18 protein-coding genes and 2 tRNA genes are annotated in these 20,988 nt (G+C 73.9%); 11 read left to right on the top strand and 9 right to left on the bottom strand.

All coding sequences use genetic code 11. The features are described from left to right. Nucleotides 1-635: 635 nt before the first annotated feature. Complete coding sequence (gene pepN / locus ACFVN3_RS20250) at nt 636-3,227, bottom strand: aminopeptidase N (RefSeq protein ID WP_378234764.1); 2,592 nt, start codon at nt 3,225-3,227, stop codon at nt 636-638. A 234-nt stretch (nt 3,228-3,461) separates the two neighbouring features. Here pepN and ACFVN3_RS20245 point away from each other — a divergent pair, with 234 nt between their 5' ends. Both ACFVN3_RS20245 and ACFVN3_RS20240 read left to right on the top strand, forming a co-directional pair. Then, nucleotides 3,462-4,106, top strand: a complete 645-nt coding sequence (locus ACFVN3_RS20245; protein ID WP_378234763.1) for a DsbA family protein — start codon at nt 3,462-3,464, stop codon at nt 4,104-4,106. A gap of 165 nt (nt 4,107-4,271) precedes the next feature. After that, the gene (locus tag ACFVN3_RS20240) at nt 4,272-5,441 is read left to right on the top strand and encodes a hypothetical protein (protein ID WP_378234762.1); all 1,170 of its coding nucleotides are present in this window, start codon (nt 4,272-4,274) and stop codon (nt 5,439-5,441) included. A gap of 98 nt (nt 5,442-5,539) precedes the next feature. On the opposite strand, the gene ACFVN3_RS20235 is transcribed toward ACFVN3_RS20240, so the two are convergent. Further along, nucleotides 5,540-7,603: a M13 family metallopeptidase gene (locus tag ACFVN3_RS20235; protein ID WP_378234761.1), complete on the bottom strand. Its 2,064-nt coding sequence runs from the start codon at nt 7,601-7,603 to the stop codon at nt 5,540-5,542. Between the two features lie 60 nt (nt 7,604-7,663). Between ACFVN3_RS20235 and ACFVN3_RS20230 the strand changes: the two genes are divergently transcribed. Next, a complete protein-coding gene (locus tag ACFVN3_RS20230) occupies nt 7,664-8,125 on the top strand; it encodes a ribose-5-phosphate isomerase (RefSeq protein WP_378234760.1) in 462 nt (153 codons plus the stop codon). A gap of 1 nt (nt 8,126) precedes the next feature. After that, nucleotides 8,127-9,158, top strand: coding sequence for an Fpg/Nei family DNA glycosylase (locus tag ACFVN3_RS20225; protein WP_378234759.1), 1,032 nt, complete (start codon nt 8,127-8,129; stop codon nt 9,156-9,158). A 3-nt stretch (nt 9,159-9,161) separates the two neighbouring features. On the opposite strand, the gene eis is transcribed toward ACFVN3_RS20225, so the two are convergent. Beyond that, nucleotides 9,162-10,502 carry an enhanced intracellular survival protein Eis gene (eis, locus tag ACFVN3_RS20220; protein ID WP_378234758.1) on the bottom strand — a complete coding sequence of 447 codons (1,341 nt, stop codon included), beginning with the start codon at nt 10,500-10,502 and terminating at the stop codon, nt 9,162-9,164. 66 nt (nt 10,503-10,568) lie between these two features. On the opposite strand from eis, the gene ACFVN3_RS20215 reads away from it, so the two are divergent. Beyond that, nucleotides 10,569-10,985, top strand: coding sequence for an MGMT family protein (locus ACFVN3_RS20215; RefSeq protein WP_378234756.1), 417 nt, complete (start codon nt 10,569-10,571; stop codon nt 10,983-10,985). A 50-nt stretch (nt 10,986-11,035) separates the two neighbouring features. On the opposite strand, the gene ACFVN3_RS20210 is transcribed toward ACFVN3_RS20215, so the two are convergent. The 6 genes from ACFVN3_RS20210 to ACFVN3_RS20185 form a co-directional block, all read right to left on the bottom strand. Next, the gene (locus tag ACFVN3_RS20210) at nt 11,036-12,079 is read right to left on the bottom strand and encodes an LLM class F420-dependent oxidoreductase (protein WP_378234755.1); all 1,044 of its coding nucleotides are present in this window, start codon (nt 12,077-12,079) and stop codon (nt 11,036-11,038) included. A gap of 167 nt (nt 12,080-12,246) precedes the next feature. Then, nucleotides 12,247-13,269, bottom strand: coding sequence for a DUF1648 domain-containing protein (locus ACFVN3_RS20205; RefSeq protein WP_378234754.1), 1,023 nt, complete (start codon nt 13,267-13,269; stop codon nt 12,247-12,249). After that, on the bottom strand, nt 13,266-13,619 hold the full coding sequence (locus ACFVN3_RS20200; RefSeq protein WP_378234753.1) for a GntR family transcriptional regulator: 354 nt from the start codon (nt 13,617-13,619) through the stop codon (nt 13,266-13,268). Before ACFVN3_RS20200 ends, ACFVN3_RS20205 begins: the two co-directional genes overlap by 4 nt. A 90-nt stretch (nt 13,620-13,709) precedes the next feature. Next, nucleotides 13,710-14,339: a serine O-acetyltransferase EpsC gene (gene epsC, locus ACFVN3_RS20195; RefSeq protein WP_378234752.1), complete on the bottom strand. Its 630-nt coding sequence runs from the start codon at nt 14,337-14,339 to the stop codon at nt 13,710-13,712. 1 nt (nt 14,340) lies between these two features. Further along, a complete protein-coding gene (gene cysK, locus ACFVN3_RS20190) occupies nt 14,341-15,276 on the bottom strand; it encodes a cysteine synthase A (RefSeq protein ID WP_064317332.1) in 936 nt (311 codons plus the stop codon). Between the two features lie 519 nt (nt 15,277-15,795). Continuing rightward, a tRNA-Gly gene (locus ACFVN3_RS20185) sits at nt 15,796-15,866 on the bottom strand. Between the two features lie 190 nt (nt 15,867-16,056). Here ACFVN3_RS20185 and ACFVN3_RS20180 point away from each other — a divergent pair. The 6 genes from ACFVN3_RS20180 to ACFVN3_RS20155 form a co-directional block, all read left to right on the top strand. Next, nucleotides 16,057-16,130 (top strand) — tRNA-Pro (locus tag ACFVN3_RS20180). Nucleotides 16,131-16,216: 86 nt separating this feature from the next. Then, nucleotides 16,217-17,170 (top strand): DMT family transporter, encoded by a 954-nt coding sequence (locus tag ACFVN3_RS20175; RefSeq protein WP_378234751.1) that lies wholly within the window; start codon nt 16,217-16,219, stop codon nt 17,168-17,170. Nucleotides 17,171-17,266: 96 nt separating this feature from the next. Then, nucleotides 17,267-18,676: a trigger factor gene (tig, locus tag ACFVN3_RS20170; RefSeq protein WP_378234765.1), complete on the top strand. Its 1,410-nt coding sequence runs from the start codon at nt 17,267-17,269 to the stop codon at nt 18,674-18,676. Nucleotides 18,677-18,934: 258 nt separating this feature from the next. Beyond that, nucleotides 18,935-19,582 carry an ATP-dependent Clp protease proteolytic subunit gene (locus ACFVN3_RS20165; RefSeq protein WP_087471688.1) on the top strand — a complete coding sequence of 216 codons (648 nt, stop codon included), beginning with the start codon at nt 18,935-18,937 and terminating at the stop codon, nt 19,580-19,582. Nucleotides 19,583-19,619: 37 nt separating this feature from the next. Then, entirely contained in the window at nt 19,620-20,336 is a 717-nt protein-coding gene (locus tag ACFVN3_RS20160; RefSeq protein WP_378234750.1) for an ATP-dependent Clp protease proteolytic subunit, read from the top strand. Nucleotides 20,337-20,548: 212 nt separating this feature from the next. Next, nucleotides 20,549-20,988 (top strand): ClpX C4-type zinc finger protein (locus ACFVN3_RS20155; RefSeq protein ID WP_378234749.1); only part of this gene is annotated, 440 nt, incomplete at its 3' end.

The raw sequence follows: 20,988 nt of genomic DNA, 5'->3' as shown, positions 1-20,988 counted from the left end.
GTCTACCATCCGCCGCTCGTTCCTCGCGGCTCCCGCCAGGCCCGCCACGACGCGGCACCACCACCCACCCCGCCCGGCGTCGTCTCGCCCTGGTCTTCGCCTGCCCGGGCGACTGCCCGCGTGGTGGGTTCGTTCGTGCGTCGTGCGTCGTGCGTCGTGCGTCGTGCGTCGCGCGGCCCCGGCACGGTCTCGCACCGTCTTGCGCCGGCATGACGGGCCAAACGCCGTGTTTCGCCGAGCATGTGGTTGCTGCCCTTTCCGGCCGCCTGACGAGCCGTCACCCCATGCTCGGCTCGAGAAGGGCGCATGGTCGAGGGTGGGCCGGGGTGACCCGCCGGGTCACTGACCGACTGCGACGCCTCGGAGCTCTGGGCCGCCCTGGTGGTCGACTGCCGTTGGACCAGCCGACCGCGACAGGGGAGCGGACGCCGTCGCGCACGACCAGGGTGCACTTCGGCCGACCCACGGCTCTCCCTCGGTGAACCGGCGTTCTACCTCAGCCGACCACGGTTCTCCCTCGGCGATCGGGGGGTGGCCGCGCACCATCGCGGACTCGGCCCGCGGGTTCGCGACCAACGGCGAAGCGCCGGGCCGCTCCGTGGTGGGAGCAGCCCGGCGCGTCGGGGTGGGTCGGGTCAGGCGTCGGCGGCCTGGGCGGTGAGGGCGCGCTCGACGCCGGCGAGGTTCTCGACGACCAGGCGGCGCAGCGCAGGGGCGGCGTCGGGGTTCGCGTCGAGCCAGGACTGCGTGGCGTCACGCAGCTCGGTGGTTGCGAGCGGCGCGGGGTACAGGCCGGTGACCAGGGCCTCGGCGATGTGGTACGACCGCTCCTCCCAGAGCGGCAGCAGCGCGTCGAAGTACGGGCCGACGAGCGGCGCGAGCACCGCCGGGTCGTTGACGTGCTGGAAGCCGAGCGTCGTGGCGCGGACGATCGCGTTGGGCGCGTCGTCCGAGCCGACGAGGCGGTCGAACGCCGCGCGCTTCGCCTCGGCGGTGGGCACCGTCGCACGGGCGCGGGCGGCGGACTGCTGGCCGGTCGCCGTCGAGTCGGCGGCGAGGGTCGCCTCGATCTCGGCGTCGTCCGCGAGCCCGAGGAGCACGAGGCCCTCGAGGATCTCCCAGCGCAGGTCGGTGTCGATCTCGAGCCCGTCGAGGGCGGCCGAGCCGTCGAGCAGCGACCGCAGCGCCTCGCCGTGCGCGGGGGTGGAGGCGAGGTGCGCGAAGAACTTCACGAGCTGGAACTGCAGGTCGGAGCCGGAGGCGGCGCCCTGCGCGAGCGACCAGAGCACGTCCCCGACGTGCGCGAGGGTCTCGTCCCGGCGCTCCGGCGCGACGTACGTCTTCGCGGCGAGCGCGAGCTGGTTGAGCGTCGTGCGGATCGTCGTCGACTCGGTCTCGCGCGCGATGTTGCCGAGCACGAGGCGGACGTAGTCGCTCGCCGGGGTCTCGCCGTCGCGCGTCGCGTCCCACGCGGAACCCCAGACGAGAGAGCGGGCCAGCGGGTCCGACAGGTCGGCGAGGTGCTCGGTCGCGACCTGGAGCGACGCGTCGTCGAGGCGGATCTTCGCGTAGGCGAGGTCCTCGTCGTTGAGCAGGACGAGCTGCGGACGGTCGAGCCCGAGGAGCTCGGGGATCTCGGTGCGGGCGCCGTCGACGTCGACCTCGACGCGGTGGACCCGGGACAGGACCTGTCCGCCGTCGACGTCCTGCACGTCGTAGAGGCCGATACCGAGACGGTGGGGGCGCAGCGTCGGGTGGTCCGCGGCGGCCGACTGCACGACGGCGAACGTCGTGAAGCGGCCGTGCGCGTCGAGCTCGAACTCGGGGCGCAGGGTGTTGACGCCCGCCGTCTCGAGCCACAGCGCCGACCACTCGGTGAGGTCGCGGCCGCTCGTGGCCTCCAGCTCGACGAGCAGGTCGCGCAGCTCGGTGTTGCCCCACGCGTGCTTGCGGAAGTACGCGGCGACGCCCGCGAGGAACTGCTCCTTGCCGACCCACGCGACGAGCTGCTTGAGCACCGACGCGCCCTTGGCGTAGGTGATGCCGTCGAAGTTGACGAAGACGTCCTCGAGGTCGTTGATCGTCGCGACGATCGGGTGCGTCGAGGGGAGCTGGTCCTGGCGGTAGGCCCACGACTTCTCCATCGCGGCGAACGTCGTCCAGGCCTCGTGCCACTCGGTGGCCTCGGCGGTCGCGAGGGTGGAGGCGTACTCGGCGAACGACTCGTTGAGCCACAGGTCGTTCCACCACTTCATGGTGACGAGGTCGCCGAACCACATGTGGGCGAGCTCGTGGAGGATCGTCACGACGCGGCGCTCCTTGACGGCGTCCGTGACCTTGGAGCGGAACACGTAGGTCTCGGTGAACGTCACGCACCCCGCGTTCTCCATCGCGCCCATGTTGTACTCGGGCACGAAGAGCTGGTCGTACTTGTCGAACGGGTACGGGTGCTCGAACGCGGACTCGAAGAACGCGAAGCCCTCGCGCGTCTTGTCGAAGACGTAGTCGGCGTCCATGTGGTCCGCGAGCGAGGCGCGGCAGAAGACCCCGAGCGGGACGGTGCGGCCGTCCGACGACGTGAGCTCGCTGCGCTCGACGACGTACGGGCCCGCGACGAGCGCGGTGATGTACGAGGAGATGCGCGGCGTCGGCTCGAACGCCCAGCGTGCGACCTCGACGTCGCCCTCGCCGGTGCCCGTCGGGTCGGCCTTCGGGCCGAGCACCGCGGGCGCCGGCGTCGGCTGGTTGCTCACGACCTCCCACGCCGCGGGTGCCGTGACCGTGAACGCGAACGTCGCCTTGAGGTCGGGCTGCTCGAACACGGCGAACACGCGGCGCGAGTCCGGGACCTCGAACTGGGTGTAGAGGTAGACCTCGCCGTCGACCGGGTCGACGAACCGGTGCAGGCCCTCCCCGGTGTTCGTGTACGCGCAGTCGGCGACGACGCGCAGCTCGTTGTCGGCCGCCAGTCCCTCGAGCGCGATCCGCGAGTCCGCGAAGACCTCCGCCGGGTCGAGGGAGCGCCCGTTGAGCACGACCTCGCGCACCGTCGGGGCGACGAGGTCGACGAAGGTCTTCGCTCCCTCGGTCGCGGTGAACCGCACCACGGTCGTCGACGCGAACGTCGTCGCCCCCGTCGTGAGGTCGAGGTCGACCTCGTAGGACTGGACGTCGACGATCGCCGCGCGCTCGCTCGCCTCGGCGCGGGTGAGGTTCTCTCCGGGCACTGCATCTCCTCGGTCTCGGGTCGGGCCGGGCGGCCTCGACGGCGGCCTGTGGGCCACGGACGATCATCCCACGGGTGCCCGCGCGCGCCCTCGGGAATACCTTCCGGGAATACGCTGCGGCCGCCCGGTGTCGAGACTGGGTGGGCGACGGCGTCGGCCGTCCGCGCGCGCCGCCCTGACACCTTGGCGACCCGGGTCCACCGGGCGCCGCCCACGACGAAGGAGACCCGTCCCGTGACCCTCACCGCGACGTCCGACACCACCGCGACCGAGGACGCCGTGCGCGTCGCCGACTTCTGGTTCGACCCCGTGTGCCCGTGGGCGTGGATGACGAGCCGCTGGATCGGTGAGGTCGAGCAGGTACGCGACGTCACCGTCCGCTGGCACGTCATGAGCCTCGCCGTGCTCAACGAGGGTCGGGACCTGCCGGCGGAGTACCGCGAGCTCATGGAGAAGGCGTGGGGTCCGGTGCGCGTGGTCACCGCCGCGCGCGTCGAGCACGGCGAGGAGGTCGTCAAGCCCCTCTACGACGCGATCGGGACGCGCCTGCACCCGGGCGGCCGCACGGACTACGACGCGGTGCTGCTCGAGGCGCTCGCGGAGGCGGGCCTGCCCGCGTCGCTCGCGCAGGCCGCGGGCTCCGACGCCTACGACGGGCAGCTCCGCGCGTCGCACGCCGAGGGGATCGGGCGCGTCGGCGAGGACGTCGGCACGCCGGTCGTCGCGTTCGGCGAGACCGCGTTCTTCGGCCCGGTCGTGACGCCCGCCCCGAAGGGCGAAGCCGCAGGTCGGCTGTGGGACGGGTGCGTGCTCGTCGCGAGCACCCCCGGCTTCTTCGAGATCAAGCGCACGCGGACCCAGGGCCCGGTCTTCGACTGACCCGGTCCGACCCGGGAACCCCGCCGACGGGACCGTCCGGCCGTCGGCGGGGTTCGACCCGCACGGGTGCCTCGTGCCATGCTTCGTCAGGTTGCGGGCGGTGTCAGGAGCGCCCGCCGCCCGGTCGTGCCGGGTGAGTCCGACGAGGAGCCCGCGAGGAGCCGCATGTCCCCGAACGCACCCGTGCCACCACCGCCGCCGCCCCCTGGCGGCGTGCCGGGGCGCGCGGTCGGGAGGGACGACGCCCAGCCGACCCAGGCGTTCGCCGGCCCGGTGCCGGGCGCCGCGGCGGTCGTGCCGCCGTCGTTCGCGCCCACGAGCGGGCCGACGGCCCAGGCTCCCCGCGCCACGCCGGCGGACGGGCAGCCGACCGTCGTCGCGTCGTCGTTCCAGCCGACGACCGTCCAGCACGTCACGCCGATCACGGAGCTCCCGACCGCCGCCCAGCCAGCGGTGCCGGCACCGGTGCCCCCGCAGCGGGTGCGCTACGCGACCGAGCAGAACGGGTTCGGTGTCGCCGCTCCCGTCGGGACCGCCGCGAGCCGACCGGCCTACGCGGACGCCGCACCGACCGGCTACGCGCCGACGAGCGCGTACGCGGCTCCCGGCGCTCCGTCGTACGACCCCGGGGCGCCGGCGGGCTACGCCTCGGCCGCACCCCAGCAGCCCCAGCCGGCCTACCACCCGCCGGCATCGGTCGCGCCGAACGCTGCCGCGGCCGGTGCGGGCGGGTCGGGCGCGACACCCCGACCCCCTGCCGGGCGGGGTGGGAGCACCGGCGGCGGTGGCCGCCGGTCGGACCGGCTGAGCCCTGGGTGGATCGCGTTCATCGTGGTCGACGCGCTGCTCGTCATCGGGGCGATCGTGTTCGCGATCTCCCTCCTCGGGGGCGGGGACGACGGCGATCCCGCGGGCGGCGCGACCCCGCCCCCGTCCGCGACCGCCACGGAGGGGACCGAGGAAGCGCCCCCGGCCGAGCCCACCGTGTCCGAGACGTTCGCGTCGGAGTCGCGCAACATCACGTGCGAGGTCACCGACGTCAGCGCGACGTGCGTGATCGCCCAGCTCGGCACCCAGCCGGCGCCCGTGGCAGGCTGCGACGGCACGGTCGGGTACAAGGTCGTCCTCGGCGCCGACGGCAGCGTCGAGCAGCCCTGCGTCCCTGCGGCCGAGCAGCCGCAGCCCGCGCCGGGCGACACCGCGATCCTGGACTACGGCACGTCCAAGACGGTCGGCCCGTTCACGTGCGACAGCGCGGAGACGGGCATGACGTGCCGCGACGACGCGACGGGCAAGGGGTTCACGATCGCCCGTGCCGGCATCCGGACGCTCTGAGCAGCTCTAGGCAGCTCTGTCACCGCGCCGGGGCCGACCCTGGACGCACGAAGGGCCCGCGGCGGGCGAACCGCCGCGGGCCCCTCGTGCTCCTCACGTCACCAGATGCGCACGCGCTCCGCGGGGGCCAGGTACAGCGCGTCACCGGGCTGCACGTCGTAGGCCGCGTAGAACTCGTCGACGTTGCGGACCACGCCGTTGCAGCGGAACTCGTTGGGGGAGTGCGGGTCGGTCGCGATGCGGCGCACGACCTCCTCGTCCCGGCCCTTGGACTGCCAGACCTGCGCCCAGCCGAGGAACACGCGCTCGATCCCCGTGAGCCCGTCGACGACGGGCGCCTCGTCGAGCGGTCGGCCGAGCGCGATCCGGTAGGCCTTGAGCGCGATCGACAGGCCGCCGAGGTCGCCGATGTTCTCGCCGATCGTCAGCGCGCCGTTGACGTGCGGCCCGTCCTCGCCGAGCTGGGCGGGGCGGAACGCGTCGTACTGGGCGATGAGCGCCTTGGTGCGCTTCTCGAACTCCTCGCGGTCCGTCGTCGTCCACCAGTCCTCGAGCCGGCCCGCGCCGTCGTACTTGGAGCCCTGGTCGTCGAAGCCGTGCCCGATCTCGTGCCCGATGACGGCGCCGATGCCGCCGTAGTTCACGGCGTCCTCGGCCTCGGGGTCGAAGAACGGGGGCTGGAGGATCGCCGCGGGGAAGACGATCTCGTTCATGCCCGGGTTGTAGTACGCGTTGACGGTCTGCGGGGTCATGAACCACTCGTCGCGGTCCAGCGGCTTGCCGATCTTGCCGAGCTCGCGGTCCTGCTCGAACGCGTGGGCGCGGCGGACGTTGCCGACGAGGTCGTCCGCCTCGACGACGAGCGCCGAGTAGTCGCGCCACTTCACCGGGTAGCCGATCTTCGGGGTGAAGGCCTCGAGCTTGGCGAGCGCCTTCTCCTTGGTCTCGTCCGTCATCCACTCGAGCGTCGTGATCGACTCGCGGTACGCGGCGACGAGGTAGGCGACGAGCTCCTCCATGCGCGCCTTGTGGGACGGCGGGAAGTGCCGCGCGACGTACTGCGCGCCCACGGCCTCGCCGAGCGCGCCCTCGACGACGGAGACGCCGCGCTTCCAGCGCTCGCGCACCTCCTGCGCACCGGACAGCGTGCGCCCGTAGAAGTCGAAGTTGGCCTCGACGACCTCGTCGGTGAGGTACGGCGCGCGGGCGGTGACCAGGTGGTACACCATCCAGAGCTTCCAGTCCTCGAGCGGCTCGCTCGCCCACAGCTCGGCGAAGCCGGCCGCGAAGTCCGGCTCGCGCACGACGACGTCGTCCAGCGAGCCCTGCGGGGCGCCGAGCGCGAGGACCCACGCGCGCCAGTCGAACCCGGGCGCCTCGTCGGCGAGCGCGGCGAGCGTGCGGGGGTTGTACGTGAGGTCGGCGTCGCGGTCGCGGACGACGTCCCAGTGCTTCGCGGCCAGCCTCGTCTCGAGCGCCAGCACCCGCACGGCCGCGTCCTCGGGAGCCGCGCCCCACGTCTCGGCGGTGACGCCCGCGAGGGCGAGCATGCGCGCGACGTGCGGCACGTACTTCTCGCGCACCGGCGCGTACTGGTCCTCCCGGTAGTACGCCTCGTCGGGCAGCCCGAGCCCGGACTGGTAGAGGTAGGCGACGTACCGCTCGGGGTCCTTCGCGTCGTTGTCCACCCAGAAGCCGACGGCGCCCGCGCCCCCGGTGCGCTGGAGCGCGCCGAGCGCACCGGTGAGCTCGGCCTGGGTCGTCGCGGCCGCGACCAGCGCGAGGTCGGTCTGGAGCGGGGTCGTGCCGAGCGCCTCGATCCGGTCGGTGTCCATGAAGCTCGCGTAGAGAGCGCCGACCTTCGCGGCGTCCGCGCCGACGTCCCCGGTGCCGGAGGCGACCTGTGCGCCGAGGTCCGTGATGATCTCGCGCACGTGGACCTCGGCCTGGTCGTGCAGGGCGCGGAACGCGCCGTCCATGGCGCGGTCGGCGGGGATCTCGTGCGTCGCGAGCCAGCGCCCGTTGACGTGGCGGTACAGGTCGTCCTGCGGCCGGACGACGGGGTCCAGCGCGTCCAGGTCGATGCCGGAGCGCTCGGTGCCGACTGCGCCGGTGGTGCCGGACGAGGACGCGGACGTGGACGTCGGGGAGGTCTGTGTCATGCGTCTCAGGCTACGGCCTCCCCCCGACGTCCCGGTGCCCCGCTGGGGCATGATGGGCCCATGCGCGTTCACCTCGCCGCGGACCACGCCGGCTACGAGCTCAAGACCCATCTCGTCGAGCACCTCGAGGCCGCAGGGCACGACGTCGTCGACCACGGGGCCCACACCTACGACGCGCAGGACGACTACCCGTCGTTCTGCTTCGCGGCGGGCGAGGCGGTCGCCGCCGAGCCGGGCTCGCTCGGGGTGGTCATCGGCGGGTCGGGCAACGGGGAGCAGATCGCGGCCAACAAGGTCGTCGGCGTGCGCGCCGCGCTCGCCTGGAACCTCGAGACCGCACGCCTCGGCCGCCAGCACAACGACGCCAACGTCGTCGCGGTGGGCGCGCGCCAGCACTCGGTCGACGAGGCTGTCGAGCTCGTCGACGCGTTCCTCGCCGAGCCGTTCAGCGGCGACCCGCGCCACCAGCGCCGGATCGACCAGCTCGCGGCGTACGAGGCGGCGCGCGGCGCCTCCGCCTGACGTGCCGGAGGGGCACACCGTCCACCGGCTCGCCCGCGCGTTCGGGGAGCTCTTCACGGGCGAGACGCTCACGGTGAGCAGCCCGCAGGGCCGGTTCGCCGCGGGCGCGGCCGCGCTCGACGGGCACGTGCTCGTCGCGAGCGAGGCGTGGGGCAAGCAGCTCTTCCTCGGGTTCGCCGACCCGACGCTCCTCGGTCAGGGGACCGCCGCGCGGCCCGACGTCGTGCGCTGGCTCCGCGTCCACCTCGGCCTCTACGGGGCATGGACGTTCGCGGGCGACGGCAGCACCGCCGTCTGGCACGCGATCGGCGCCCCGCGGCGCCGCATCGGGGAGCGCGAGACGGTCCCGGCGGGGCCGGGTGCGCCCGAGTGCGGGCCCGACGACGCGTGGTCGCCCCCGCCGCCCCGCGGCGCGGTGCGCGTGCGGCTCGTGGGGTCGCAGGCCGTCGCCGACCTCACCGGGCCGACGGCGTGCGAGGTGGTCACGGGGGAGGAGAAGCGGGCCGTCGAGGACCGGCTCGGGCCCGACCCGATCCGCGACGCCGCTCCCGGCGAGGGCGACCCGCGCGAGGAGTTCGTCGCCGCCGTGCGGCGCTCGCGCAGCGCCGTCGGGCTGCTCCTCATGAACCAGGACGTCGTCGCCGGCGTCGGCAACATCTACCGCGCGGAGTCCTTGTTCCGTGCGCGGCTCGACCCGATGCGCCCCGGTCGTGACGAGCCCGCCGAGGACCTGCGCGCCCTGTGGGACGACCTCGTCGTCCTCCTGCGCGACGGCACCCGGACGGGAGCGATCGTCACGACCCGGCCCGAGGACCGCGACGGCGCAGCCCCTGCGGCCCACGTCGTCGAGGCGGCGCCCGGGCGCCGCCGCGTGCGGCAGAACGCCGACGGTGCGCCCGACGCCGTCCCGGCGGAGGACGCGTTCTACGTCTACCACCGGGACGGGCTGCCGTGCCGCGTGTGCGGCACGCCCGTGCTGCTCAAGGAGCTCGCCGGTCGCAACCTCTACTGGTGCGGCGTCTGCCAGGCGTGAGCCTCAGAAGACCCAGCTGCACACCGGGGCGACGGGCCAGCCGAACGCCGCGCTCGCGCGGGCGAGGGCGCCGGGGGAGTGCTCGGTGACGAGACCCGCCGCGCCGAGGGCCGCGAGCGACGCCCCGCCGAGATACGCGGCGCCGAGCTCGCGCACGTCGAGCGAGAGGTCCGCCGCGTCCTCGGTGCGCTCGGCCGTCGCGACGGCGAAGGCCTCGGCGCGCAGCCGCCAGCGGCCCGCGTTGTGCGGCAGCCGCTCGTCCGTCACGTGCAGGACGACGTCCACGTCCGCCGCGTAGCGCCGCGCGGCGAGCGCGGCCGCGACGTCCACGACGCGCACCCAGAGGTTGTCCGCGAGGCGCGGCGACGCGGAGCGCGGGTCCACGAGGAGGCTCGTGACGACGTCGTCGATCGGCAGCATGAAGGGCGTGACCTCGTGCGTGAGGTCGAGGTCGGTGAGCACGCCCCACAGCGCGCGTGCCGCCGCGGCGTCCAGCGCGACGACCTCGCCCGTGCTGACGGGCCCGCGCGGCCCGGTGACCTCCCAGGACAGCTTGCGGTGGAACCGCGCGTACCCGCGCGGCTCGCCGTCGAGCTCGACGATCGCGATGCGCGTCGGTTCGCGGTCCTTGCGCCACACCTTCGCGTCGTCCCAGAACGTGGCCTGGAGCTCGGGCGTCTCGCGCGCCGCCCAACCCGGCCGGTTGACGCCCGCGCCCTGGCCGGTCGGGTCGGCGCCGGCCTGCTCGTGGAGCGCCGCGACGAGCGCGCCGTGGCGCTCGCGGTCGGCCCGCTCGATGCGCACGGTGTGGCGGTCGGCGCCGGGGACGTCGCGCAGCGCGGCCCCGCGGGGGACGGTGAGCCGGAGGTCGTCCGCGGCCTTGCCGTAGCCGAAGCGCCCGTAGATGGCCGCCTCCGCGGCGAAGAGCGCGGACAGGGGCTCGCCGCGCTCGCGGCACCGCGCGAGGTGCGTGTCGATCATGGCGGAGAGGATCCCGCGGCGGCGGTGCCCGGGGTGGACGCCCACCCACGTGAGGCCGGCGACCGGGGCGGTCGCCCCGGGGACGGGGAACCGCGCGAACGGGTACGAGGCGTGCATCCCGACGAGCTCGCGCCGCACGGGACGCGCGCCGTCGACGGGCGGCGCGTCGTCGTCCTCGTGCTCGACGGTCACGCCGACCGTGCGCTCCCACGTGAGCGGGAACGGGAGGTCGACAAGCTCGTCGACCTCGACCGGGGACGGGAACGTCGTGGTGTCGAGCTCCAGCACGTCGCGGAGGTCGGACGTCGAGAGGGGGACGAGCTCGTAGCCGTCGGGGAGGCGTGCGGGGCGGTGGTCGCTCATGGCCCCGATCCTCCTGGCTCGGCTCGCGTCGCGCCAGGACAAATGCGGCGGCTAGGGTCGGGACCCATGGCACGACGCACGGGAGGCTCGACCGCGGACCAGACACCGGTCGGCGACGCCGGCACGGACCGCACGGCGCTCGCCGCCGAGTACGCGGGCGCCGTCCTCGCGCTCGTCCGGCGCATCCCGCCGGCGCGCGCCATGACGTACGGGCTCGTCGCGGAGATCGTCGCCGAGACGCTGCACCGCGGCGGGCCGCGACAGGTCGGCCAGGTGCTCGCGGGGTCGTCCGGCGTGGACGACGACGGTGCGCCGGTCCCGTGGTGGCGCGTCGTCAACGCGGCGGGGTCGCCCCCCGCGCACCACCTCGACGCCGCGCTCACCGAGCTGCGCGCCGAGGGGTGCCCGCTGTCGCGCGACGGCCGCCGCGTCGACCTGCGCCGGGCGGTCTGGTTCCCCGAGGACGACACCCCCGACCGTTGAGCGCGGGGAATCTGCCGTCCCCGCGACCCAGGGACGACGGATACCCGCGCTCAGCGAGGGGGTCGGGGCGCGAGGAGCGGGGCGAGCGTCTGCACGGCCGTCGCGTCGCCCTGGACGAGGAGCGTCGTCACGGCGGTGTCGCGCCACGCGGCGAGGTCGCGCGCGATCTTCTCCGGCGGCCCGACGAGCGCGACGTCCTCGACCATCGCCGTCGGGACCGCCGCCGCCGCGAGGTCCTTGCGACCGGCGAGGTAGTGCGCCTGGATCTCGTCGCACGCCTCGGCGTACCCGAGGCGGTCGAGCGCGTCCCGGTGGAAGTTCGCGCCCTTGGCGCCCATGCCGCCCACGTACAGCGCGAGGAACGGGCGCACCTGGTCCGCGGCCTGCTCGACGTGCTCGCGCACGACCACCGGGACCGTCGCGCTCACCTCGAACGCGGCCTCGGGGGACCGCTCGGGGGCGCGCTTCGCGAACCCGTCCGCGAGGAGCTCGCGGAACGTCGCGTCCATGCGGGGGGAGTAGAAGAGCGGGAGCCACCCGTCCGCGATCTCGGCCGCGAGCGCGATGTTCTTGGGCCCCTCGGCGGCGAGGTGGATCGGCAGGTCAGCGCGCAGCGGGTGCACGGTCGAGCGCAGCGGCTTGCCCAGGCCCGTGCCCTCGGGCAGGGGGAGCGGGTAGTGCGGACCGGCCGACGTGACGGGCGCCTCGCGGCGCAGGACGTCGCGCACGACCTGGACGTACTCGCGCGTGCGGGCGAGCGGGCGGGCGTACGGCTGCCCGTACCAGCCCTCGACGACCTGCGGGCCTGAGACGCCGAGCCCGAGGACGAACCGGCCGCCCGAGAGGTGGTCCAGGGTCAGCGCGGCCATCGCGGTGGCGGTCGGGGTGCGGGCGGAGAGCTGCGCGACGGCGGTCCCGAGGCGAATCCGGGACGTGCGCGAGCCCCACCACGCGAGCGGCGTGAAGGCGTCGGAGCCGTAGGCCTCCGCGGTCCACACGGAGTCGACGCCGAGGCGGTCCGCCGCGACGATCGCGTCCTGGACGCCGTCCGGGGGGCCGGCCGACCAGTAGCCGGTGTGGATGCCGAGACGCATGCGGGCTCCTCCTCGTCGAGGGTCGTCGTACGGGTGCTCCCGCGCGCCGGGGGCCGGGGGTAGTACCCGGGGCGTCGTGCGCGGGGTCGGGGTGCGGGCGGTACCCGGTCGCGTGCCGGGCAGGGGGTATCCGGTACGCGGAGTCTCGGGTACCGCCCGGCTCCAGACTAGCCGATCCGGCGGGCTCGGTCGGCGAGGGTGTTGAGGAGCGCCGCGGCGGTCCCGGCGTCGTCGACCGTGACCACGAGCGCGCGGCCGCCCGTGCGCTCGACGCGCAGCGACTCCCCGGCCCGCACGACGATGCCGACGGCGCCGCCTCGGCCCGCGCGCCAGCCCCAGCCGCCGAAGTCACGCAGCGGCGAGACGTCGGCGACGTCGGCTCGCACCACCTCGTCCACCGGGACGCGCGTGCGGGGGAACCCGAGCGTCGACCGGACCGACAGCCCGCCCTCGTCGACGCGCACGACCCACGACATCATCGCGGCGAGCAGCAGCCCCAGGACCACCGGGACGAGGAGGAGCGCCCACTCGCGCAGGACGAGCGCCAGGACCGTGGTGAGGACGATCGCACCCATCGCGACGAGCACCGTCGGCCCGCCGCTCGTGCGCCCGACCCACGCGGCGCGCTCGCCCGGGCGCAGGGCGACCCGGGGCGCGTCGCCGGGGACCCCGGCGTCGGTCGGGTCCGGGCGGTCGCCCGGGACCAGCACCCCGACCGCGACCCCCACGAGGAGGCCGGTGCCCAGCGCGACGGCCGTGACGGCGCTCACGCCGCCGACGTCGTGGGCGTCGGCGAGGCCGCGCTGGATCCAGAGCGACCCGAGGGTGAGGACCGCGAGCATGACCGGGAGCCCGACGGCGACCCCCGCGGCGACCCGCCGGTTCGCCGCCGACCGGCCCAGGAACGCCGTCATCGCGGCGAATGCCGCGGAGGTGACCAGGCCCAGGGCCGTGCTCCCCGCCACCGCCGCACCGAGCGACGCGAAGCCGTCCGCGCCGCCCGTGCCCCAGTGGATCGCCACGGGGTCGGGGAGGTCTGCCGACCAGCTCAGCGCGACGAGCGCCGCGACCACGGTGACGACCGCCCCCGCGGCGCCGACGAGGAGCGCGAGCGTGCGATGGTCGTCCGGGCGCGGGCGGCCGTCCTCGGTCGGTCGTCCGGGCGAGCGGCGCGGGGCGGCTGGGGTCATCGGAGGGCCTCCTTCACGAGGGTCAGGACGGTCTCGGGCGGCAGCGCGAGGGCGCGGGCCTCGGCCGCGACACGGTCGACGGCGGCCCGCAGCGTCGTGAGGTCGAGGGCGGCGGGTGCCGTGACGACGGCGCCGCGCCCGCGGCGGAGGTCGACGAGCCCCTCGTCGCGCAGCTCCTGGTACGCGCGCAGCACGGTGTGCACGTTGACGTCGAGCGCCTCGGCGAGCTCACGGGCGGCGGGGAGCCGCTCGCCCGGGGCGAGCCGCCCCTGGACGACGCCGAGACGCACCTGGGCGACGAGCTGCGCGAACAGCGGCTCGTCGGCCTGCGGGTCGATGCGGAACATCACACGAGCAGTCTAGTTGTTCTAGGGGAACTAGAACAAACACGTGCGACGACGGGGCCGCCGTCGTGCCCGACGGCGGCCCCGCGTCCGCGCTCAGATGACGTACTCGATGAGGAGCGACGGGTCCTCGACGGCGTCCCGTGCCGCGGGCGCGGTGGCGGGCATACGGATCTTCGCCGGGACCCCGACCGCGACCGCCCCGGCGGGCACGTCCTTGACGACGACGGCGTTGGCCCCCACCTGCACGTCGTCGCCGATCCAGACCGGCCCGAGGATCTTCGCTCCCGCCCCGACGACGACACGGTCTCCGAGCGTCGGGTGCCGCTTGCCGCGCTTCATCGACCGCCCGCCGAGGGTGGACGTGTGGAAGAGCACCACGTCGTCGCCGACGACCGCCGTCTCGCCCACGACGACCCCCATGCCGTGGTCGATGAACAGGCGTCGGCCGATGCGCGCGCCGGGGTGGATCTCCACGCCGGTCAGCGCCCGCGCCGCCTGCGACACGAGGCGTGCCGGGAGGCGCAGCAAGGGTTCGCGCCACATGCGGTGCGCGAGCCGGTAGGCCCACACGGCGTGCACGCCCGGGTACGCCAGCGCGACCTCGAGGCGGCTGCGGGCGGCGGGGTCCCGCCGCCGGGCCGCCTCGAGGTCCTCGCCGAGCACGCGCACGAACCGGCGCAGCCGGTAGCCGGCCGTCCGGTGGTGGGGACGCGGGTCGGTCACGTCAGTCCAGCAGGTCGGCGTAGAGCACGGAGGACAGGTAGCGCTCACCGAACGAGGGGATGATCGTCACGATGAGCTTGCCCGCGTTCTCGGGGCGCGCGGCGAGCTGGAGCGCGGCGGCGATCGCGGCGCCGGACGAGATGCCGACCAGCAGCCCCTCCTCCTTCGCGGCGCGGCGCGCGAACTCGACCGCGGTCTCGGCGTTGACGTCGATGACCTCGTCGTAGACGGAGGTGTCGAGGATCTCGGGCACGAAGTTCGCGCCGATGCCCTGGATCTTGTGCGGGCCGGGCTGGCCGCCGTTGAGGATGGCCGACTCCTCGGGCTCGACGGCGACGATCTGCACGCCGGGCTTGCGCTCCTTGAGCACCTGGCCCACGCCCGTGATGGTGCCGCCGGTGCCGATGCCCGCGACGACGATGTCGACGGCACCGTCCGTGTCGGCCCAGATCTCCTCCGCCGTCGTGCGGCGGTGGATCTCGGGGTTGGCCTCGTTGGCGAACTGGCGCGCGAGGATCGCGCCCTCGCGCTCGGCGACGATCTCGTCCGCCCGGTTGACGGCGCCCTTCATGCCCTCGGACCCCGGCGTGAGGATGAGCTCGGCACCGAACGCACGGAGCAGCGCGCGCCGCTCCTTCGACATCGTCTCGGGCATCGTCAGCACGACGTCGTAGCCGCGCGCGGCGCCGACCATCGCGAGCGCGATGCCGGTGTTGCCGGAGGTGGCCTCGACGATCGTCCCGCCCGGCTTGAGCTCGCCCGACGCCTCCGCGGCGTCGATGATCGCCACGCCGATACGGTCCTTCACCGAGTTCGCCGGGTTGTAGAACTCGAGCTTGCCCACGACGGTGGCGCCGAGACCGTCCGTGAGCTTGTTGAGACGGACCAGGGGGGTGTTGCCGACGAGCTGCGTGACGTCGTCGTAGATGCGTGCCATGTCTTCCTCTTCTGTCGACGGCTCGGGGTGAGCCGGGGTGGGGGTACCGATCAGGGGACGGGGGCCGTCGCGTCCCGCGGCCACGGTGCCCAGCGTCTCGCGGGGACGCTGCGGGCGCGCGCGCACGACGGCGGGGGCTCGTGCGGACCGACGGCCGGGGTGCGGCGCGCAGAGGCGCGCGGGACGGCGGCGGGTCGTCAGCGACAGCCGAGACAGCGACAACAGGAGACGCGCGACACGGCGCGGTGCAGCGGTGCGGGACGCGCGATCGTCGCGGTCATTCCTCGCTCCTCCTGGTCGGTCGCGCCGCGGTCACCCGGAGGTCCGGGCCTGCGGGCGGCGCGCGTGACCCTGAGGCTATCGGTCCGCGTCCGGACCCTGCAACGCCGTCCACGTGACGGTCGTCCGGTCGGGGGGCGTCGGTGTGCGGGCGAGACGACGAGGGGCGCCCCGCCGGTCCGGCGGGGCGCCCCTGTGACGTTCGGTATCCACGTTCGGGACGGAGCCCGGACGTGCGTGAGCGGGCGACGGGAATCGAACCCGCGTAGCCAGTTTGGAAGACTGGGGCTCTACCATTGAGCTACGCCCGCGCGGGCCGTTGGACCGCGATCCGAGCTCCTCGGCCGGAGGGCCGAGGACCGGCGCGGCGCCGACCTGCGGCCGCAACCTTAGCAAACCCCGGCAGCTCTGCCCGCCGTCTGACCCGGGCGGTGCCGTGCGCCGACGAAGGCGCTCCCACCCGCCAGTACACTTGCCCTGGCCCGCCGCCGCGGCGGGCGACGGGGTGTGGCGCAGGTTGGTAGCGCGTCCGCTTTGGGAGCGGAAGGTCGCAGGTTCAAATCCTGTCACCCCGACCTTCGCGCGGCGCCCCCTCCGGGGCGTCGCGGGGCGTCGTCGACGTCCGGGCCGTCGCGTCGGCCCCGTCCTCGAGAGGTGCCCCGTGACCCTGACCGCTCCCGCGTCCGGCCCGGCGACCCGGGTCACGCTCGCGGCCCTGGTCGCCGCGGGCAGCGGTGCCGTGCTGTCGCTCCAGGGGCGGCTCAACGGGGACCTCGCCGCCGCCGGGACCGGACCCGTGGTCGCGGCCTGGCTCTCCTACGTCGGGACCTTCCTCGCGACGGTGCTCGTGGTGGTCGCCCGTCGCCGGGTCCGCTCCACGCTCCACGTCCTGCGCACCTCCGCGTCCTGGTGGTGGTTCGCGGTCGGGCTGTGCAGCGTCCCGATCGTCGTCGCCATGGCCGCCGGGATCCCGCTCGTCGGCGTCGCGGTCGCGTCCGTGTGCTCGGTCGCCGGCCAGACGGTCGCGGGCCTCGCGCTCGACGCGCGCGGCGTCGGGCTCCCCGCCCCGCTGCGGCTCACCCCGCGCCGGGTCGCTGCGGGCCTCGCGGCGCTCGTTGGCCTGGGCGTCGCGGTGCTCGGCGGCGCGACGACCGACGCGGGGTGGGGCGCCGTGCTCGCCGGCGTCGCGCTGTTCGTCGGCGGCGCCGTCCTGTGCGGGCAGCAGGCCGGGAACGGCCGGGTCACGCAGCTCACGGGCGACCCGGTGGTCGCGACCCTCACCTCGGTCACGGGCGGTCTCGTCGGCATCTCCGTCGTCTGCGCGCTGGCCGCGCCCCTCGGCGGGCTCGACGGCGTCACGCTGCCCGGGCAGTGGTGGCTCTACCTGGGCGGCCCGCTGGGGACGCTCATCACCGTGGCGGCCGCCTACGCGGTGCGCCACCTCGGCACGTTCGTCCTCACGCTGACGGTCGTCGGCGGCCAGATGGTCATGGCCGTGCTGCTCGACGTGCTGGGCGTCGTGGGTCTGCGGTGGCAGACCGTCGTCGCGACCGCCGTCGTCGGGCTCGCCGTCGCCCTGGTGGTCCGCGCACGTCGGCCTGACCGCGGCGCTTGACCGCTCGCGTACCATGGAACGGTTGCCCGTACGCCTGCGTGCGGAGCCGTCCCCGGCCGGACGCCGGCCCACCCCGATCAGTTGGAGATCATCGAAGTGAAGAGCGCCGTCGAGACCCTGGACCCCACCAAGGTCAAGCTGACCGTCGAGGTGGAGTACGACGAGCTCAAGCCGAGCATCGAGCACGCCTACCAGCACATCGCGGAGCAGGTGAACATCCCCGGCTTCCGCAAGGGCAAGGTCCCGCCGCGCGTGATCGACCAGCGCGTCGGCTGGGGCGCCGTCATCGAGCACGCCGTCAACGACGGCCTGTCCGGCTTCTACCGCCAGGCCGCGAGCGAGGAGAGCCTGCGCCCGCTCGGCCAGCCCGAGGTCGAGGTCACCGAGATCCCGGCCAAGGCCGGCGAGGGCCAGCTGGTCTTCACCGCCGAGGTCGAGGTCCGCCCCGAGATCACGCTTCCCTCCCTCGACTCGCTCGCCATCACGGTCGAGCCGGCCGAGGTCACGGACGAGGACGTCACCGAGCGCCTCGACGCGCTGCGCGAGCGCTTCGGCACCCTCGTCGGCGTCGACCGCCCCGCGGCCGAGGGCGACTTCGTCGTGCTCGACCTCACGGCCGAGATCGACGGCGAGGAGGTCGACTCCGTCTCCGGCGTCAGCTACCAGATCGGCTCGGGCAACATGCTCGAGGGCCTGGACGAGGCGCTGACCGGCCTCTCGGCCGACGAGACGACCACGTTCAACGCCCCGCTGGCCGGCGGCGAGCACGAGGGCCAGGAGGCGTCCGTCACCGTCACGGCGACCTCCGTCAAGCAGCGCGACCTGCCCGAGGCGGACGACGACTTCGCCCAGCTCGCCTCCGAGTTCGACACGCTTGAGGAGCTCAACGCGGACCTGCGCGAGCAGGTCGCGAGCATCAAGACCTCGAACCAGGCCGTCGCCGCGCGCGACGAGCTCCTCAAGGCGCTCAACGACGCCGTCGAGATCCCCGTGCCGTCGGGTGTCGTCGAGGCCGAGGTGCACCGCCACCTTGAGTCCGAGGGCCGCCTGGAGGACGAGACGCACCGCGCCGAGGTCACCGTCGAGGCGACCGACGCCATCCGCAACCAGATCCTGCTCGACACCCTCGCCGAGCAGCTCGAGATCAAGGTCGCGCAGAACGAGCTCCTCGAGTACCTCGTGAGCGCGTCGCGCCAGTACGGGATGGACCCGAACCAGTTCATCCAGTCGCTCGACCAGGGCGGGCAGATCCCGGCGATGGTCGGCGAGGTCGCGCGCTCCAAGTCCCTCGCCGTCGCGCTGCGCCAGATCGAGGTCAAGGACTCCGCCGGCAACGTCGTCGACCTCACCGAGTTCATCGGCTCGGACGACGAGGACGCCGCCGCGGACGAGTCGGTCGAGGACGTCGCGGCCGAGCCCGTCGAGGAGGCGCTCGTCGACGACTCCGCCGACGCCGCCGCTGAGGCGCCGGTCGAGGACGACGAGAAGGACTCGACGAAGGCCTGACACGGCACCGGCCACCCGGCCGGAGCAGGTCCCACGACGGCCCGCACCCTCCGCACGAGGGGGCGGGCCGTCGTCGTGCCCGTGCCGTGACGGCGTGCACCGGCCGCGTGGTGCGCCGTCAGCGAAAACGCGCGCTATCGGGACGAACGCCGGGCACGGACCGCGTTAGGGTCACTGCAGCACGGCTGGACCGGGGCACCGTCCCGGGGCCGGCCAGGGCAGCGCAGGCGGGGGCGACCCGCGGGAGCGACGAAGGAGATGGAAGTGAACGAGCTGTACCTGCCGTCCGACGCGACGGCCCCGGTCAACCGCGCCGAGGGTCCGGGCTTCGGACTCAACGACTCCATCTACAACCGGCTCCTCAAGGAGCGCATCATCTGGCTCGGCTCGGAGGTGCGCGACGAGAACGCGAACGCCATCTGCGCCCAGATGATGCTGCTCGCCGCGGAGGACCCGGAGAAGGACATCTGGCTCTACATCAACTCGCCCGGCGGGTCGATCACGGCCGGGATGGCGATCTACGACACCATGCAGTACATCCAGCCGGACGTCGCGACGATCGCCATGGGCATGGCGGCCTCGATGGGGCAGTTCCTGCTCTCGTCCGGCACCAAGGGCAAGCGGTACGCGACGCCGCACGCGCGCGTCATGATGCACCAGCCCTCGGGCGGCATCGGAGGCACGGCGACCGACGTGCGCATCAACGCGCAGCTCATCATGCACATGAAGCAGGTCCTCTCCGAGCTGACGGCCGAGCAGACCGGCAAGCCGCTCGAGCAGATCCTCAAGGACAACGACCGCGACAGCTGGTTCACGGCCGAGGAGGCGCTGGAGTACGGCTTCATCGACCACGTCGTCACCAACGCGTCGTCCGTGACCGGCGGCGGCGGCACCACGGGTTCCTGACCCCGCACCGGACACCAGACTTCACCGAGGAGAACCCGTGAGCTTCAGCGCCGAGTCCCAGTACCTGTCCACCGCGCAGCGCCTCGCCGGCGCGGGCGCGCGTCCCGGCGGCATCGCGCTGCCGGGCGGCGCGCCGTCGTCCCGCTACGTGCTCCCGCAGTTCGAGGAGCGCACCGCGTACGGCTTCAAGCGCCAGGACCCCTACACCAAGCTGTTCGAGGACCGCATCATTTTCCTGGGCGTCCAGGTCGACGACGCGTCCGCCGACGACGTCATGGCCCAGCTCCTCGTGCTCGAGAGCCAGGACCCCGACCGCGACGTCATCCTCTACATCAACTCGCCGGGCGGGTCGTTCACCGCGATGACCGCGCTCTACGACACGATGCAGTACATCAAGCCGCAGATCCAGACGGTCTGCCTGGGCCAGGCCGCCTCCGCCGCCGCGGTCCTGCTCGCCGCCGGTCAGCCGGGCAAGCGCCTCGCCCTGCCGAACGCGCGCGTGCTCATCCACCAGCCCGCGATGGAGGGCGGCGGCTACGCGCAGGCGTCGGACATCGAGATCCACGCGAACGAGCTCATCCGCATGCGCGAGTGGCTCGAGGACACGCTCGCGCTGCACTCGGGCAAGTCGGTCGACCAGGTCCGCCAGGACATCGAGCGCGACAAGATCCTCACCGCCGAGCAGGCGAAGGAGTACGGCCTCGTCGACCAGGTCCTCGAGAGCCGCAAGGCCGTCGCGGTCAACAAGCCCTGACGTGACCGCCTGTCCAGCATGACCTCACGCCGCGCCGTCGTCCCCCGCCGGGGGACGACGGCGCGACACGTTGCGCCCCGTACGGGGAGCCCACCTGACAACGGGGGCCCCGTGGTGTGGAATGGGGAGCAGGACTCGCTCGGCCGTGCTCGGGCCCCGCGCCGTCGACCCCGACGGCAGGAGGCCTCGGCACCGGGACAAGGAGACGCGTAGTGGCTCGTATCTCAGACGGCGCCGACCTGCTGAAGTGCTCGTTCTGCGGCAAGTCGCAGAAGCAGGTCAAGAAGCTCATCGCGGGCCCGGGTGTGTACATCTGCGACGAGTGCATCGACCTGTGCAACGAGATCATCGAGGAGGAGCTCGCCGAGGCGACGGAGCTCGGCCTCACGGAGCTGCCCAAGCCCAAGGAGATCTTCGAGTTCCTCGAGCAGTACGTCATCGGCCAGGACGCCGCGAAGCGGGCCCTGGCCGTCGCCGTCTACAACCACTACAAGCGCGTCCAGGCGGGCGAGCAGTCCAAGCCGTCGAGCCCCGACGACCCGGACTACGTGGAGCTCGCGAAGTCGAACATTCTTCTGATCGGTCCGACGGGGACGGGTAAGACGTATCTGGCGCAGACGTTGGCGCGGATGTTGAACGTGCCGTTCGCGAT

Origin of the sequence: Cellulosimicrobium sp. NPDC057862, assembly GCF_042797035.1 — a bacterium.
Classification (GTDB): domain Bacteria; phylum Actinomycetota; class Actinomycetes; order Actinomycetales; family Cellulomonadaceae; genus Cellulosimicrobium.
The sequence above is the reverse complement of the archived record's forward strand: the minus strand, read 5'-3'. Positions and strand labels throughout refer to the sequence as shown.

Excerpts from the sequence above, each read along its gene's own strand:
- ACFVN3_RS20165 (WP_087471688.1), top strand. The coding sequence starts at position 18,935 with ATGGAAGTGAACGAGCTGTACCTGCCGTCCGACGCGACGGCCCCGGTC.
- eis (WP_378234758.1), bottom strand. The coding sequence starts at position 10,502 with ATGAGCGACCACCGCCCCGCACGCCTCCCCGACGGCTACGAGCTCGTC.
- ACFVN3_RS20235 (WP_378234761.1), bottom strand. The coding sequence starts at position 7,603 with ATGACACAGACCTCCCCGACGTCCACGTCCGCGTCCTCGTCCGGCACC.
- ACFVN3_RS20210 (WP_378234755.1), bottom strand. The coding sequence starts at position 12,079 with ATGCGTCTCGGCATCCACACCGGCTACTGGTCGGCCGGCCCCCCGGAC.
- ACFVN3_RS20230 (WP_378234760.1), top strand. The coding sequence starts at position 7,664 with ATGCGCGTTCACCTCGCCGCGGACCACGCCGGCTACGAGCTCAAGACC.
- ACFVN3_RS20205 (WP_378234754.1), bottom strand. The coding sequence starts at position 13,269 with ATGACCCCAGCCGCCCCGCGCCGCTCGCCCGGACGACCGACCGAGGAC.
- cysK (WP_064317332.1), bottom strand. The coding sequence starts at position 15,276 with ATGGCACGCATCTACGACGACGTCACGCAGCTCGTCGGCAACACCCCC.
- ACFVN3_RS20215 (WP_378234756.1), top strand. The coding sequence starts at position 10,569 with ATGGCACGACGCACGGGAGGCTCGACCGCGGACCAGACACCGGTCGGC.
- ACFVN3_RS20240 (WP_378234762.1), top strand. The coding sequence starts at position 4,272 with ATGTCCCCGAACGCACCCGTGCCACCACCGCCGCCGCCCCCTGGCGGC.